This is a genomic window from Janthinobacterium sp. BJB304 (assembly GCF_002735765.1).
In the GTDB taxonomy this organism is placed as follows: Bacteria; Pseudomonadota; Gammaproteobacteria; order Burkholderiales; family Burkholderiaceae_D; genus Janthinobacterium.
In genome coordinates this window covers 59,515-74,877 of sequence record NZ_PDZN01000002.1, presented here as the reverse complement: position 1 = coordinate 74,877, position 15,363 = coordinate 59,515, and the positions used below count along the sequence as shown (strand labels likewise).

15 protein-coding genes are annotated in these 15,363 nt (G+C 62.9%); 7 read left to right on the top strand and 8 right to left on the bottom strand.

The genetic code is table 11. The annotated features are described in order from the left end of the window. Window positions 1-82 precede the first annotated feature (82 nt). Window positions 83-2,278, bottom strand: a complete 2,196-nt coding sequence (locus CSQ95_RS02350) for a prolyl oligopeptidase family protein (RefSeq protein ID WP_099408320.1) — start codon at window positions 2,276-2,278, stop codon at window positions 83-85. 410 nt (window positions 2,279-2,688) lie between these two features. Here CSQ95_RS02350 and CSQ95_RS02345 point away from each other — a divergent pair, with 410 nt between their 5' ends. Then, a complete protein-coding gene (locus tag CSQ95_RS02345; protein WP_070311179.1) occupies window positions 2,689-4,476 on the top strand; it encodes a GGDEF domain-containing protein in 1,788 nt (595 codons plus the stop codon). 18 nt (window positions 4,477-4,494) lie between these two features. On the opposite strand, the gene CSQ95_RS02340 is transcribed toward CSQ95_RS02345, so the two are convergent. The 5 genes from CSQ95_RS02340 to CSQ95_RS02320 all read right to left on the bottom strand — a co-directional run bounded on the left by CSQ95_RS02340 (window position 4,495) and on the right by CSQ95_RS02320 (window position 9,077). Next, a complete protein-coding gene (locus tag CSQ95_RS02340) occupies window positions 4,495-4,938 on the bottom strand; it encodes a DUF6386 family protein (RefSeq protein WP_099408319.1) in 444 nt (147 codons plus the stop codon). Beyond that, a complete protein-coding gene (locus CSQ95_RS02335) occupies window positions 4,935-5,411 on the bottom strand; it encodes a DUF4262 domain-containing protein (RefSeq protein WP_099408318.1) in 477 nt (158 codons plus the stop codon). The genes CSQ95_RS02340 and CSQ95_RS02335 overlap by 4 nt, the downstream gene beginning before the upstream one ends. Window positions 5,412-5,512: 101 nt before the next feature. After that, window positions 5,513-6,901 (bottom strand): tetratricopeptide repeat protein, encoded by a 1,389-nt coding sequence (locus CSQ95_RS02330; protein WP_099408567.1) that lies wholly within the window; start codon window positions 6,899-6,901, stop codon window positions 5,513-5,515. Between the two features lie 176 nt (window positions 6,902-7,077). Further along, a complete protein-coding gene (locus CSQ95_RS02325) occupies window positions 7,078-7,707 on the bottom strand; it encodes a PolC-type DNA polymerase III (RefSeq protein WP_175444733.1) in 630 nt (209 codons plus the stop codon). Between the two features lie 119 nt (window positions 7,708-7,826). Then, a complete protein-coding gene (locus CSQ95_RS02320) occupies window positions 7,827-9,077 on the bottom strand; it encodes an Hsp70 family protein (protein ID WP_099408317.1) in 1,251 nt (416 codons plus the stop codon). A 373-nt stretch (window positions 9,078-9,450) separates the two neighbouring features. Between CSQ95_RS02320 and CSQ95_RS02315 the strand changes: the two genes are divergently transcribed. After that, window positions 9,451-10,548 carry a LacI family DNA-binding transcriptional regulator gene (locus CSQ95_RS02315; RefSeq protein ID WP_099408316.1) on the top strand — a complete coding sequence of 366 codons (1,098 nt, stop codon included), beginning with the start codon at window positions 9,451-9,453 and terminating at the stop codon, window positions 10,546-10,548. Between the two features lie 53 nt (window positions 10,549-10,601). On the opposite strand, the gene CSQ95_RS02310 is transcribed toward CSQ95_RS02315, so the two are convergent. Next, window positions 10,602-11,021, bottom strand: coding sequence for a YidB family protein (locus CSQ95_RS02310; RefSeq protein ID WP_099408315.1), 420 nt, complete (start codon window positions 11,019-11,021; stop codon window positions 10,602-10,604). A 262-nt stretch (window positions 11,022-11,283) separates the two neighbouring features. Between CSQ95_RS02310 and CSQ95_RS02305 the strand changes: the two genes are divergently transcribed. From CSQ95_RS02305 to CSQ95_RS02295, 3 genes are all read left to right on the top strand, one after another. After that, complete coding sequence (locus CSQ95_RS02305) at window positions 11,284-11,496, top strand: hypothetical protein (protein ID WP_034751103.1); 213 nt, start codon at window positions 11,284-11,286, stop codon at window positions 11,494-11,496. A gap of 109 nt (window positions 11,497-11,605) precedes the next feature. After that, window positions 11,606-12,313: a hypothetical protein gene (locus tag CSQ95_RS02300; protein WP_099408314.1), complete on the top strand. Its 708-nt coding sequence runs from the start codon at window positions 11,606-11,608 to the stop codon at window positions 12,311-12,313. Window positions 12,314-12,385: 72 nt separating this feature from the next. Continuing rightward, window positions 12,386-12,859, top strand: coding sequence for a DUF6328 family protein (locus CSQ95_RS02295; RefSeq protein WP_099408313.1), 474 nt, complete (start codon window positions 12,386-12,388; stop codon window positions 12,857-12,859). Here CSQ95_RS02295 and CSQ95_RS02290 read toward each other — a convergent pair. Further along, on the bottom strand, window positions 12,856-13,758 hold the full coding sequence (locus CSQ95_RS02290; protein WP_099408312.1) for a LysR substrate-binding domain-containing protein: 903 nt from the start codon (window positions 13,756-13,758) through the stop codon (window positions 12,856-12,858). The two genes, CSQ95_RS02295 and CSQ95_RS02290, sit on opposite strands and share 4 nt — an antisense overlap. Before the next feature lie 103 nt (window positions 13,759-13,861). Here CSQ95_RS02290 and CSQ95_RS02285 point away from each other — a divergent pair, with 103 nt between their 5' ends. Both CSQ95_RS02285 and CSQ95_RS02280 read left to right on the top strand, forming a co-directional pair. Next, on the top strand, window positions 13,862-14,878 hold the full coding sequence (locus tag CSQ95_RS02285) for an aldo/keto reductase (RefSeq protein ID WP_099408311.1): 1,017 nt from the start codon (window positions 13,862-13,864) through the stop codon (window positions 14,876-14,878). Window positions 14,879-14,897: 19 nt separating this feature from the next. Continuing rightward, window positions 14,898-15,314: an SRPBCC family protein gene (locus tag CSQ95_RS02280; RefSeq protein WP_099408310.1), complete on the top strand. Its 417-nt coding sequence runs from the start codon at window positions 14,898-14,900 to the stop codon at window positions 15,312-15,314. The last annotated feature ends 49 nt before the right edge of the window (window positions 15,315-15,363 follow it).

Genomic DNA, 15,363 nt, shown 5'->3' with positions numbered 1-15,363 from the left:
GCGGCACGCCGCGTAATCCGACACTTTGTTGACGCTGGCGGTGTCGGATTACGCGCTGCGCGCTAATCCGACCTACCCGGTTTTACTGCGCCGCCACCTTGGCCGGCTCCGCCACTGCCGGCGTCATCTTCAGCGAACGGCTGAGGAAGCCCCAGCGGTCCGCCACTTCTTCGATCTGCTTGGTCGTCGGCTTGCCGGCGCCGTGGCCCGCCTTGCTGTCGATGCGGATCAGCACGGGTGCCGGGCCGCCTTGCGCTGCCTGGGCAGCGGCGGCGAACTTGAAGCTGTGGGCAGGCACGACGCGGTCGTCGTGGTCGGCCGTGGTGATCATGGTGGCCGGATAGCAGCCGCCCGCCTTCAGGTTGTGCAGCGGCGAGTATTTCACCAGCGCCTTGAACTGTTCGGCATCGTCCGACGAACCGTAGTCAGGCACCCAGCCCCAGCCCACGGTGAACTTGTGGAAACGCAACATGTCGAGCACGCCCACCTGCGGAATCGCCGCGGCGAACAGGTCCGGACGCTGCGTCATGGCCGCGCCCACCAGCAGGCCGCCATTGCTGCCGCCGCCGATCGCCAGCTTCGATGGCGAGGTGACCTTGTTGTCCACCAGCCATTGCGCCGCGCCAATGAAATCGTCGAACACATTTTGCTTGTTCAGCTTGGTGCCAGCCTGGTGCCAGGCTTCGCCGTATTCGCCGCCGCCGCGCAGGTTGGCCATCACATAGACGCCGCCCATTTCCACCCAGGCAAGATTTGCCACGGAGAAGCTCGGCGTCAGCGAAATATTGAAGCCGCCATAGCCGTACAGATAGGTCGGATTCGTGCCATCGAGCTTCATGCCTTTTTTCGAGACGATGAACATCGGCACCTTGGTACCGTCGCGGCTGGTGAAGAATTGCTGGCGCGTTTCAAAGGCATTCGGGTCGAAATCGACTTTCGGCTGGCGGTACACCGTGCTCTTGCCCGACTTCATGTCGTAGCGATAGATGGTCGCCGGCGTCGTGAAGCTGGTGAACGAATAAAACGTTTCCGTGTCGCCACGCTTGCCCGCAAAACCACCGGCCGAACCGATGCCCGGCAAGGCCACTTCGCGCACCAGTTTGCCGTTCAGGTCGACGATCTTGATTTGCGTTTGCGCATCTTTCAAGTAATCGAGCACCAGCTGGTTGTTGATCAGGTTGACGGCGACCAGGGTTTCCGCGCTTTGCGGCACGATCTCTTTCCAGTCGGCAGGCGCAGGTTTGCGCGTATCGATGGCGATCACGCGCGATTTCGGCGCCTTGTTGTCCGTCTTGAAGAAGAAGACGGGGCCGTCATTGTCGATGAACGAGTACGATGCGTCGAACTCTTCCAGCAAGCCCACGACCTTGGCATTCTTCTGGCGCAAGTCCTTGTAAAAAACGCGGTTCTTGCGTTCCGTGCCCTGCGTGGCAGTGATGATCAGGTAATTGCCGTCATCGCTGACGGTGCTGCCGCCGAACGCCCATTCCTTCTGGTCGGGACGGTCGAAGACGAGCACGTCGTCGCTTTGCGGCGTGCCGATCTTGTGGAAATACAGTTTCTGGAAATAATTGATATCGGCCAGCTTGGTGGCTTCGTTCGGCGCGTCATAGCGGCTGTAGAAGAAACCGGTGTTGTCCTTGGTCCACGAAGCGCCCGAGAACTTGGCCCACTTGATGTGGTCCGTCAAATCCTTGCCCGATTCGATGTCGCGCACTTTCCACTCGTTCCAGTCGGAACCGGACGCGGACGTGGCGTAGGCCAGGTACTTGCCGTTCGGGCTGATCGAGGTGCCGGCCAGCGCCACCGTGCCATCGGTGGACAGGGTGTTCGGGTCCAGCAGCAGGCGTGGCTCGTCCGTCAGCTTTTTCACCGTGTACAGCACGGCCTGGTTCTGCAAGCCGTCGTTGCGGCTGTAGAAGTAGCGGCCGCCCTGCTTCGTTGGCGTAGAGAAACGCTCATAATTCCACAGCTTGGTCAGGCGCTGCTTGATCGCCGCGCGCTCGGGGATGGTGCCCAGGTACGACTGCGTCAGCTTGTTTTGCGCCGTGACCCACTCGCCCGTTTCCGCGCTGTTGGCGTCTTCCAGCCAGCGGTACGGATCAGCGATGGTGGTGCCGAAATAGCTGTCTTGCTGATCGACTTTTTTGCTGACCGGATACGTCACGGGAGCGCCGTCGCCGGCCGGGCACGATGGCATCGCGGCGTTTTGCGCCAGGGCATTGCCACCGAAAGCGGCCAGCAAGCTGAATATGAGGGTTGCACTACGTAATTGCATGGGTTGTTGTCTCATTGTTGGATGTCGAGGAAAGCAAGCCGCACACACACCGCGGCTGCCCATGTTGACTTTCGCCAAGAGAAATCATAGCGCGGATTGCCACTTTTAAAGCACAGTTATCCGATGGATTTGCCGTCTTTTGTTTGGAAAATTCACATGGATTACCATGATAAATCTCGCTTTCGGCGGAATCGGCAAACTGACGTTCATACAAGAAACATTATCAAAAGCAAAGTCGTTTCATCAAGCTGTCATAAATCTTCTTTACTATCGGCAACATGTTCATGGCCCGTCCAGAGGCCGTGCCGCCACGTCCGCCTATGTACACTCTCGCCCTCCCCTCCGCCACCGCCGCGCCGGTCCCCGCGACGCCATCGAACGTGACTTACCTGAAGCCCCCATCGGCCAGCATGACCATCGAAGGGACGGATGCCTTGCACGAGATCCTGGCGGGCCGCAAGCTCAGCGCCCTTTTCCAGCCCATCATCCACATGCACAGCGGCGACATCATCGGCTACGAAGGCTTGATACGGGGTCCGTCCGACAGCCCACTGCACGCGCCGATGAATCTGTTCAAGGTGGCGCGCGCGCACGACCTGACCCTGGAAGTGGAACACCTGTGCCGCCAGGTCGTGCTTGAACGCTTCGCCGAACTGCAGTTGCCAGGAAAACTGTTTCTCAATGTCAGTCCCGAATGCCTGCTGCTGCGCAATGCCCGCCATGGCGAAACCCTCGAATACATCGAGCACATCGGCATCAACCCGGACCGTGTCATCATCGAACTGACGGAAAACCAGCCCACGTATGACTACGAGCTGATGCGCGAAGCGGTGCTGCACTACCGCAACATGGGTTTCCAGATCGCCATCGACGACCTGGGCGAAGGCTTTTCCAGCCTGCGCCTGTGGTCGGAACTGCGCCCTGAATATGTGAAGATCGACATGCATTTCATCCAGGGCATCAACAACGACCCCGTGAAACTGCAATTCGTGCGCTCAATCCAGGAAATCGCGGAAAAATCGGGCACCCTGGTGATCGCCGAAGGCATCGAGGCGCAGACGGAATTGCTGGTCTTGCGCGACTTGGGCGTGGCGTTCGGGCAAGGCTACCACCTGGGCCGGCCCAACGCGGTACCGGCGCGCGCGCTGCCGGCCGAAGTGGTGCAGGCACTGGGGCGCAATGGCGTGGCCGTGTATCCGCAACGCAGCAGCCTGGAAAAGAACGGCGCCAGCATCCGCAAGCTGCTGAACAAGGTGGCGGCCGTCTCGCCGCAGATCAATAATAACGAGGTCTACGACATTTTCCTGAAGGAACCGAAGTTGATGATCATCCCCGTCGTCGACGACGGCGTGCCACTGGGCCTGATCAGCCGCTTCGAAATGATCGACCACTTCGCCCGTCCCTACCAGCGCGAACTGTACGGCAAGAAATCATGCAGCCTGTTCATGGATGCCACGCCCCTGATCGCCGACCACGAGACGAGCTTGCAGGAACTCAGCTACACCATGGTGCAGTCTGATGCTCACCACCTGTTCAACGGCTTCATCATTACCGAACACGGCCGCTACCTGGGCATGGGCACGGGCCACGACCTGATGCGCGAAATCACGCAGATGCAGATCAACGCGGCCCGTTACGCCAACCCGCTGACGCAACTGCCCGGCAACGTCCCCATCAACGAGCATATCGACCGTTTATTGCACAGCGGCAGCCGCTTCTGGGTCTGCTATTGCGACCTCGACCACTTCAAGCCCTTCAACGATGTGTACGGCTACCGCAAGGGCGACGACGTGATCCAGCTGACGGGAGAAATTCTCAGCAGCCATTGCGACCCGAACCGCGACTTCATCGGCCACATCGGCGGCGACGATTTCATGATTCTGTTCCAGAGCGAAGACTGGGAAACGCGCTGCCAGGCCATGCTGGACAACTTCGCGGCCGCCATCCCCGCCTACTACAGCACAAGCGACTGCGAACGGGGCGGCTACATCAGCGAAGACCGGCAAGGCAAAAAAGTGTTTTATTCCTTGATCAGCCTGTCGCTGGGCGCGATCAAGGTCGAGGCGCACCAGTATTACACGCACCATCAGATCGCCACCCAGGCGGCGGAAGCGAAGAAACAGGCGAAGAAAATCCACGGCAACAGCCTGTTCCTGGACCGGCGGCAAGGCGCGGCCGTGGCCCGCATGGACGCCTAGCCAAGGTGCAACGGCGCATCAAATACGCACGAGGTCGGCAAACGCATTGCTGCTGCGCGCATCGGGCACGAATGCCAGGCTGATGCGCGCGCCATCGCGGCGTGCCTGCACGCGGTAGCTGCCCGCCGACACGTCCACGAACAGGCCGCCGTATGCCGTGTCCGGTTCCAGGCCGCCGCCCGTGACGTCTTCCCCGGCGCCGATGAAGACGCGGCCCGAGGCCACAACCAGGTGCACGCTCGCATGCGGCTCGGCAAGTTCCCCGTGCAAAACCACGTCATACGCGCCGTCGCCGCCCACGTTGAAAAACGCCGCCTGCCCCGCATTCACGGCCGCCAGTTCCGCGCTGGGGAGGCTCCACCAATCGCAGTCATCGTCGAGCTTGTGGCGCAGGAGGGCCGGGTCGAACACGCACAAGGTCGCCGTGCCGGTCAGAATGCGGACGGAGGTGCCTGCCGTCATGCGGCCAGTGGCGCCGGCCCCAGCAGGGGCTGGCTCTCCACGTACTGCGCGCTCGCTTGCGCCTGCCACGGAAAATGGCCATCACGCGACGGCCAGACGATCTGGTACAAGGTAAAATCATCGCCCTGGTAATACCAGCGCGCATAGCCGACGTAGTGGCGGTATTGCTCGACGGGCACACGCACGAAGGCGCACGGATGGCCTTCGAGCAAGGCGTCTGTGGTGGCCGTAAAATCCGTGATGGCGCCGCTGCGCACGGCATCGAGCGCCACGTCGAGTATCTGGTGGGCCATGGCGCGCGGCAAGCCCATGATCAGCAATTCAGGCTGGCCAAAGCTGTGGCCGGCGCCTATGGTAAACGCATAGCCGGGCCCCTCTTCATCGGCGCCGATATGGACGCCATGCCAGCCATGCGTGGCGATGTCGTCGATAACTTTTTGCTCGGATGCATCCTCACCTGCCTGCCTTACCATGCTCCACCTTTCACTTTGCCGAAAACCGCGCCGCCTTCGCGGCATGCTCTTGGGCAATTATCGCATGCAGCGCGCATCGCTGCGCGCACGGCGCCGGCGCGTCATTCGACCGGCGGCAACGGCGGCGAGCGCACCTGATGCCATTGCCGCACGCGCTGCTGCGCCTCCTGCAGCTGTGCCGGCGCCAGCCTGGTGGCGGCCGCTTCCCTGGCCCTGATCGCCCCGCTATCGCCCCCCTCGGCCGCCAGCGCCAGCCACATATAGCCGCAGACGCGATCCTTCTCCAGGCCGCGCCCGCTGTTGTACATGCCGCCCAGGTTGTACTGGGCAAGCGCATGGCCCTGGCCCGCCGCGCGCGCATACCAATGCACGGCCAGGCCATCGTCTTGCGGCACGCCATGACCATTCGCATACATGACGCCCAGGTTATTTTGCGCGCTGGCATCGCCCTGCTCGGCAGCCGTGCGGTACCAGCGCACGGCGCACACCTCGTCACGCTCCACGCCCTGGCCGTTGGCATACATCACGCCCAGGTTGAATTGCGCATTCGACGCGCCTTGGGCCGCCGCCTTCGCATACCAGTCCAGCGCCTGGCGCAAATCGCGGGCAACGCCGCGCCCGCCGGCAAACATGCTACCCAGATTGTATTGCGCCATGCAATGGCCTTGCAGGGCGGCACGCCTGTACCAGACGACGGCGCGCGCCTCGTCCTTGTCCACGCCCTGGCCGCGCGCCAGCATCAGGCCCAGGTTGAACTGGGCGTCGGCGTCATCCTGTTCAGCTGCCCGCTGCAGCCAGGCATAGGCGCGCAGCTGGTCGGGCGCCACGCCCAGGCCTTCCGCATATGCCACGCCGAGTTGCCGCTGCGCCACGGCCAGGCCCTGGGCGGCGGCCTGGCGGAACCAGGCCAGCGCCTGGGCATCGCTTTGCACCACGCCTTGCCCGCGTTTGTAGACGAGCCCCAGGTTCAGCTGCGCCTGGGCATCGCCCTGCAAGGCCGCCTTGCGGAACCAGGCCAGGGCCAGCGCATCGTTTTTTTTCGCTCCCAGCCCCTGCGCATACGCTTCGCCCAGCAAGGATTGCGCACTGGCCACGCCCTGCTCGGAGGCGCGGTAGAACCACGCCAAGGCCAGCTCGTCGCTCTGCAGCACGCCGCGCCCCTTGCGGTACATCTGCCCCAGGTTTTGCTGGGCCGAAGCATCGCCCTGGGCGGCCGCGCGGCGAAACCACAGCACGGCGTCTGCATCGCTCTGCGCCACGCCGCGGCCGTGGTAATACAGGGCGCCCAGATGGTTCTGCGCGAAAGCCAGCCCTTGCAGCGCGGCCAGGCGCAGCCAGACAAAGGCGCGCGCATCGTCCTGCGCCACGCCTTCGCCCTTCTTGTACATCAATCCCAGGTTGAACTGGGCATACGCATTGCCCTGCTCGGCAGCCGTGCGGAACCAGATATATGCTTCGTGGCTATCTCTGGCAGTATGGTGCTTGTCCATGTGCGCCCCCATCCACATCGCGCTTGCCGGCGGCACGCGCAAAACGGCGGCCCAGGGTGGCGAAATCGTGTGTTGCTTAAATTTTAAATTCGATGCGGGGAAAGGACTTGAGCAGGCTCAAAGGAAATAACAAAATTATATCGTTTTGATGAGCCTGCTTAGACAGGCTAAGGCGCTCAGCGGCGCGATGGATGCTTTTGCAGGAATTGCGGCACCTTGGCGGCGGCCAGCTTGTTCAGCGACACGAGCAGGTCGGCATCGACATCGGCGATGCCGTAGCTGCTGCGCAAGTGGCGGCCGATATGGATCAGCACTTGCGCCGCCACTTCCGCATCCGACTCGGCCCTGTGGGCGGCGCTCTTGAAGGCGATACCCAGCTGGCTCGACAGCAAGCCCAGCTTGTAGCTGGCCATGCCGGGAAACACGCGGCGCGACAGTTTCAAGGAACACACGAGCGACTGGTGCGCGGGCGTCAGGTTCAGCCTGGCGCTTTCGGCGCGCAGGAATTTTTCATCGAAGCTGGCATTGTGCGCCGACAAGGCGTCGCTGCCGATAAAATCCAGCAATTGCGGCACCACCTCGGCCACGGGCGGCGCCTTATCCACCATGGCCTGCGTGATGCCCGTCAAGCCCGTGATGAACGCGGGAATGCGCGCATTGCAGTTGATCAGGGTCACATAGCGGTCGGTGATCCGCCCGCCCTCGATGCGCAAGGCCGCCACTTCCGTGATGCGGTCGCCCATGTCGGGAGATAAACCGGTCGTCTCGAAGTCGATCATGACGATCGGTTTGTCAAACACATGCATGGGGCGCTCTTTCGTGGGTGCAACAGTGGGTGTATCGATAAAATGCGCAGGGCAAGGCGCCGCGTCGCAGACAGTACACTAGTACGGCAAGACGCGGCAACGCCGCCATGCATATTTTATCAGCCGAACTTGCGCACGGCGTCCAGCGCGAGGCCCGCACCGATGCTGCCGAACAAATCGCCTTCGACCTTGCGCGCGGCCGGCACCAGGGCGGCGATCTTTTCGCGCAGCAAGCGCACTCCGCTGGAGCCGCCCGTGAAGAACACGGTGTCGACGGCTTCCGGCGCCACGCCCGCGTCGCGCAGCAGCCGCAGCACGGTTTCTTCCACGGAACCGCACAGGTGGCCGATGGCGTCGTCGAATTGCGTGCGTTTGAGCAACAGGCTTTGCGCAGGCGACAAACGATCCAGCTCCAGCTGCACTTCGGCCGCGTCGGACAGGGCAATCTTGCCCTCTTCCACTTTCATGGCCAGCCAGTGGCCGGCACGCTCGTCGATCAGCGTTTGCAGCCGTTTCACTTTGTCTTGCTCGCGCGCATCGCGGCACACGTCGGCCAGCTGCACCCAGATTTTCTTGGTGTAGGCCAGGTTGATCGTGTGCCAGGTCGCCAGGTTGAAATAATAGCTGGACGGCACTTCGCTATTGTTGTGCAGGCGGCTGCCATAGCCGAGCAGAGGCATGACGGAAGACAGGCTCAGGTATTTATCGAAGTCCGTGCCGCCGATGTGCACGCCGCCCGTGGCGAGGATGTCGTCGCGGCGCTCGGCCTTTTTCGCCCGCTCCGGCGACAGGCGCACGAGCGAAAAGTCGGAAGTACCGCCGCCGATGTCGGCGATCAGCACCAGCTCTTCTTTGGCTATCTGCGACTCGTAATCGAAGGCGGCGGCAATCGGCTCGAACTGGAAGGCGACGTCCTTGAAACCGACGGAACGGGCCACTTCGGCCAGGGTGTCCTGCGCCAGCTGGTCGGCCTGCGCATTGTCGTCGATAAAGAAGACGGGACGGCCGAACACGGCGGACGAGAATTCGCGGCCGGCGGACTGCTCGGCGCGGCGTTTCACTTCGCCGATGAATTGCGCCAGCAACATGCGGAACGGCAGCGCGCGGCCGCCCACTTCCGTCTGGCCATCGATGAGGCTCGTGCCCAGCAAGCTTTTCAGCGAGCGCATCAAGCGCCCCTCGTAACCGGCCAGATAGCCGGCCAGCGCCGCGCGGCCAAAACTGACTTCCTCGTCTTCCGCATTGAAGAAGACAACGGACGGTAAGGTCGTCTTGCCATCTTCCAGGCCAAGCATGGTGCTCTGCCCGGGACGCGCCCAGCCTACCGTGGAATTTGACGTGCCGAAATCGACGCCGCAAGCATTGGCCATGTCGACCCTTCCCTGAATAAAGGGGCGTTATGTTATCAGAAGGCAGGCCATTGCACCAGAAAAACCCGTTCAGCCCGGTGAACATCCCAAGCTTGCTTTGCATTCGGTACGGGCCCCACGCAAAAGCTCCTGTTGGAAAATTGATGCCGGGACCCGACGGGACGCCTCAGCCAGTATGGCAGCGGCACTTGCGACCATGGCCATGGAAGGGCATGCATACCACTTGCCATTCAATCAAATTCTTTGCAACATGAATAAGAAAACAGTCTTGCCACATGGAAATATTTTCGCTATGCTCATTTTTCCCGCCCAGGCCGCCACAAGCGGCCGGGTCTGCAGGAATATTTTGAGACAGGCTGCTTGCCAGACCAATATGCGAAAAAAGAATACTGTAGCCAGGAACCCCGGCACGGCCACCCGCCCCGTATCCGGCGCCGGACGGCGCGTGACCTCGTATGACGTGGCCCTGCTGGCCGGCGTGTCGCAATCGGCCGTGTCGCGCTGCTTCAAGCCGGGCGCCAGCGTCTCGCCCGCCACCCACGCCAAGGTCATGCAGGCGGCCATCAGCCTCGACTACATCCCCAACGCGGCCGCGCGCAGCCTGATCACGCGGCGCTCGAATCTGGTGGCCGTCATCATTTCCAACCTGGCCAATCTGTACTATCCGCAAGTGTTGTCCGACCTGAGCCAGCAAATCGCCCGCCAGGGCAAGCGTTTATTGCTGTTTACCCTGGAGCGCGAAGCGGACATCGGCAAGGTCTTGAGCGATGTGTGGCAATACCAGGTCGATGGCGCCGTCGTGGCTGCCTGCCTGTCGGACGAGCAGATGGCCGAATTCGGCCGGCGCGACGTGCCGCTGGTGCTGTTCAACCGCAGCCCGCGCGAACACGCCGTGCATGCGGTGCTGTGCGACCAGGGCGAAGCGGCGCGCCTGCTCGTCTCGCGCCTGGCCGAGGCGGGCCACCGCCAGTTCGCCGTCATCGACGGCCCCGGCGACTCGGCCGTCGCGCAGGAGCGCAAGGCCGGCGTGCTGGACCGGCTGTTCACGCTGGGCTTGCCCGCGCCCATCGTCGTCAGCGGCAACTACGATTACGCCAGCGGCGGCCATGGCTTGCGCAAGGTCATCGACCGCCTGGGACGCGTGCCGGACGCCGTCATTTGCGGCAACGACATCATGGCCATCGGCTGCCTGGACACGGCGCGCCACCAGATGGGCATCCAGGTGCCGCTGCAAATGTCGGTGGCCGGCTTCGACGCGCTGGAAGCATCGGGCTGGCTCAGCTACGACATCACCACCCTGCGCCAGCCCGTGCAAAAGATGGCCACAGACGCCGTCGCCATGCTGGGCGAGCTGATGGAGCGGCGCGGCGGCATCGCCGAGCGGCGCCGCTATTGTTCGTATCTGGTCGAGGGGAGTACAGCCAGGCTGACCGGCGCGCCTCCCCACTTCGGCATGATGGCCGCCGCCTGAAAACAAAAAACCTCGCATCGCTGCGAGGTTTTTGAGTTCTGCGGCAATGAATATCAACCGAAGATCTTGCCCTTGAGCATATTCAAGCCCTGGCTGACCAGGTCATTGCCTTCAGGTACTTGACCGTTCGGCGTCAGCTTGTCGATCAGCTGGGGCAGCAAGGCGGCCAGGCCGCCCGAGGCCGCGTCCGGGGCGACGCCCGCTTTTGCAGCGATCTCGGTGATCGTGTCGGCGCCCAGCGCATCCTTGACCTGATCGCCGGAGACGGGCGCATTGGCGCCGGTGCCGATCCAGCTGGCCACTTGGTCGCCCAGGCCGCTTTCCTGGAATTTCTGCAGCAGGCCGGGCAAGCCGCCATGCTGGTTGACCAGGTCCATCACGCTGGCCATCAGTCCCGACGAGGCTTCGCCGTCCGCACCCTTGTTGCCCAAAGCGCTCATCGCCTGTCCTGCAAGTTGATCTAGCAAACTCATCGTATTCTCCTGAACGCTGTCAATTGGTGCCGCGTACAGCGGCGTCCGGTAAGGCCGGCGCATAGTCGCCGACACACGCAACAATTATACTATATATAATTCAAATGCTATAATTACAATTTAACAGGCGGAACAAAACCAGACTCGGCCGCAGCCTCACCCACCTCCATCATATTTAGTTCGGCACAACATGCAAGCGTAAATTGACGATTTACAAAACCGTGTAGAATTAATTTTCCTACTTACTGAGGAGTATCAACACATGAACATCAATAAAGCGGTAGACAAAGCCTACGAAAAAAAGACGTTCAAGGAAATCGCCGATGCCCCCGTCGATGCGCTGCAAGGCGTGAGCGAGAAAGATGCGGAACTGCTCAAGCAGGCGTTCAATATCAAGACCGTGCGCGATCTGGCGAACCTGAAATACTCGAAGTGGGCGCGCGCCATCGTCACCCTGGCCGATACGGAAGAATAAACCGGGCCATGCCGCAGGCATTCCCGTCAGCACAGCCCGCCCCATTCGGCGGGTTTTTTCATGGCGGCCCGCTATCGGCTGGCAAGCCGGTCGCCGCGCGGAGGCGCGCTTGCCTACGCCGCTGACCCTGCCCGGCATCTGCTGGCCCCTGCAAGCGAGCACGGGCCATCTCGCCGTCACCACGCAGCACATCACCGGGCACTTTCGCGCCGGCGCGGGCTGCGATGCCATCGTGCTATGCGCGCTGCTGCCGGCTGGAAAATTTCGCAATGGCGCGGCGCGCCACTGGTGCCGCACGCACCAGTGCTACTGGGGCGCCAAGGCCGACCTGGCCGACTGGCAGGCGACGCGGCAGATGCGCTGCCGCCAGCACGCCAGCCCCATGGGCTATGTGCTGTATCCGGAACTGTTCGACCCCGGCCGCTTTCACGCCACCACCTTGCACTTGTTCCCCGATGGCTTGCTGCAACTGCGCGCCCTGGCCAATGATGGCGGCAGCCTGCTGGCGCGCGACGCGGCCGCGCTGGCCATCGATTGCCGCGCCCTGCCCGGCCTGTTCCCGCCCGACATCGTCCAGCTGAACCTCACGCCACCCGCCGCGCAAGCCTACGCCGCCGCCTTGCAGGCAGGCACGCCGCTCGATTGCAGCGACTGCGCCCGCTGCGGCCATCCGCACCTGGACCTGGGCAGCTTCGCGCTGGCGCCGCACCGGCGCCACAGCTGCGGCCATTGCGGCCATGACGCCTCGCACAGCGCCACGGCCATCGTCTCGACACCGCTGTGGCGCTTGCGCCAACACATCGCGCATTGCTTCTGAAGGTGCGCGCGCCCACAGTCAGCGCGGGCGCCTGCGCGTAGACTGGTCCCATCACTACCTCAAGGCCCCCCCATGCCACACGCGCGACAGCAGCAAGACGATGACCAGCCAAGCGACGACGGCGACCTGTCCGACCTGCTCAGCGAATTGCGCATCCTCTTGCCGGGCGCGCAGATGCTGACGGCCTTCCTCATCATCCTGCCCTTCAACGGCGGCTTCGCGAAGATCGTGCAGGCGGAAAAGATCGTCTTCCTGCTGACGTTTTTCCTGTCCATGACCAGCCTGGTGCTGCTCAGCGCGCCAGCCATCCAGCACCGCGTCATGCGCCCCCTGCAAGACCGCGAACGCTTCAAGCGCGTGGCCGACCGCATCATGATGTGCGGCGCCTTTTCGCTGGCGCTGGCGTTTATTCTGGGCACCAATCTGGTGATGTCGGAAGTCTTTGGCCACCTACCCGGCATCGTCGCCAGCGTCCTGATGGGCACGCTGATCGTCTGCATGTGGTGGCTGCTGCCCCTGCACTTGAAACGTGCCAGGAAAATCTAGGCGACGACGCCCGCCTGCTCCAGCAAGGTTGCACGGAAGATCCCCACCAGCGGGCGCAGATTCACCTTGTGCCAGGCCAGCCACAATGGCGTGCGGTAGCTGAACCACGGCAGCTCGCGCACGACGACGCCGGCCGGCGCGTGCTGGCGCAGGCTGTGCTGGATCATGGCCATGCCCAGGCCCGCCGCCACCAGGCCCAGCGCCGTCAGCGGTTCCGTCGCTTCCATGCGGATATCGGGCGTAAAGCCGGCGCGCGCGCAGGCGGCGATGAAGTTATCGTGTTTCAGCACGCTTTCCTTGTGCAGCACGGCAATCCACTCCTGGCCCGCCAGGTCGGCCGGGGTCAGCTCGGCCTTGCCTGCCAGTGGATGCGTTTCCGGCATTGCCAGCAGCATGGGGGCGCTCAGCACCTGCGCGCAATCGAGGTCCGGGTCGTTCGGCAGCGGCGGTTCGCACAGCAGCGCAATATCAAGGCTGCGCTGGCGCAAGCCCTCGATCTGCTCGGCCGAATGCAGGTTGTACAGGGCGACGTGCACTTGCGGCCGCGTGGCGCGCAAGGTGCGCAAGCCGTCCGGCAAGACGCCCGCATGCATGGCATTTTCGATGTAGCCGATGCACAAGCCCCCTTCATCACCGCGCCCCAGGCGCTTGGCCAGCGCTTCCAGCCGGTTCCCGTGGGTAATAAAAGCGCGCGCTTCGGCCAGGAAAGTGTGGCCGTCGCGCGTCAGGCGGATGCGCTGGGCGCTGCGCTCGAACAAGGTCAGGCCCAGCTTCTCTTCGAGCTGGGCGATTTGCCGGCTCAGCGGCGATTGGGAAATATGCAGGCGCTCGGCGGCCCGTCCCACATGTTCTTCCTCGGCGACGGCGATGAAATATTGCAATTGGCGTATGTCCAACATGTCAGACCTTTCAGGACTCAAGTTGAGCCAATTATGTCTTGGACAGGCTTAACTTGTCCAGCTATTCTGTCTCCATTGACTCACTCATTGAAGGAAAAACACCATGACGATCAAACACTTACTGACAGGCAAACTGGGTTTCGGCACGGCGCCGCTGGGCAATATGTTCCGCAACATTCCCGAAGCAGAAGCGCTGGCCACCGTCGATGCCGCCTGGGAATCGGGCATCCGCTATTTCGATACGGCCCCGTTCTACGGCGCCGGCCTGGCCGAGCTGCGCCTGGGCGCCGCCCTGAAGCAGCGCCGCCGCGACGATTACGTGCTCAGCACCAAGGTCGGCCGCCTCATCCTCGACGAACTGGAAGACCCGGCTGCCCGCGAACTGGGCGAAAAAGGCGGCTTGTTCGAATTCGGCCGCAAGAACAAAATCGTCGACGACTATTCGGCCGACGCCACCCTGCGCTCGATCGAAGACAGCCTCAAGCGCCTGGACACGGACCGCCTCGACATCGTCTGGGTGCATGACATTGCGCAAGACTTCCATGGCGATAACTGGCTGGCGCAATTCGAGATTGCCCGCACGGGCGCCTTCCGCGTGCTAACCCGCTTGCGCGAAGAAGGCGTCATCAAGGCCTGGGGCGTGGGCGTGAACAAGGTGGAACCGCTGGAACTGACCCTCGATTTAAGCGAAGCGCAGCCCGATGCCTTCCTGCTGGCCGGGCGCTACACCCTGCTCGACCATGAACGGGCGCTGCAGCGGCTGATGCCGGCCGCGGCACGCCAGAACGTCGACATCGTCGTGGGCGGCCCCTACAGCTCGGGCATCCTGGCCGGCGGCGCGCACTTCGAATACCAGAAGGCCTCGCCCGCCATCATCGCCAAGGTCGAACGCATCAAGGCGATTGCCGCGCGCCATGGCGTCAGCGTGAAGGCGGCCGCCCTGCAATTTTCATTGGCCAATCCGGCCGTGGCCGCCGTGATCCCCGGCGCCAGCCGTCCCGAACGCCTGGCTGAAGACCTGGCAGCCTTGAACAGCGTCATCCCCGCCGCTTTCTGGCACGACATGCGCGCCGAACAGCTGGTAGCCGCCAATGCTCCGCTGCCAACCGGCTCCAACTAATAGATACAAGGAACTCACCATGGCCCATACCACCACCTCGATCGACATCGCCGCCACACCGGAAAAGGTCTGGCAACTGATCGGCGGCTTCGACTCGCTGCCCGACTGGCTGCCCTACATTCCCAACAGCACCTTGAGCGACGGGGGCCGCATCCGCCACCTGGCCACCCCGGCAGGCGACGTCATCGTCGAGCAGCTGGAAACGTATGACAACACGGCGCGCAGCTACAGCTATTCGATCCTGCAAGCGCCGTTTCCCGCCACGGATTACCTGTCGACCCTGCAAGTCGAACCTCTGGCGGGCGGCGCTGGCGCCCGCGTCACCTGGTCCGGCCGCTTCACGCCCGTGGGCGCGAGCGAGCAGGAAGTAACCGACTTGTTCCACGGGATCTACGTGGCGGGACTGGAAGCGCTGCAGCAATCCTTGGCGAAGTAACAAGCCGGGAAGACCATTTCCGCCACAACCGGGTTTTCTTCGCCGGCCC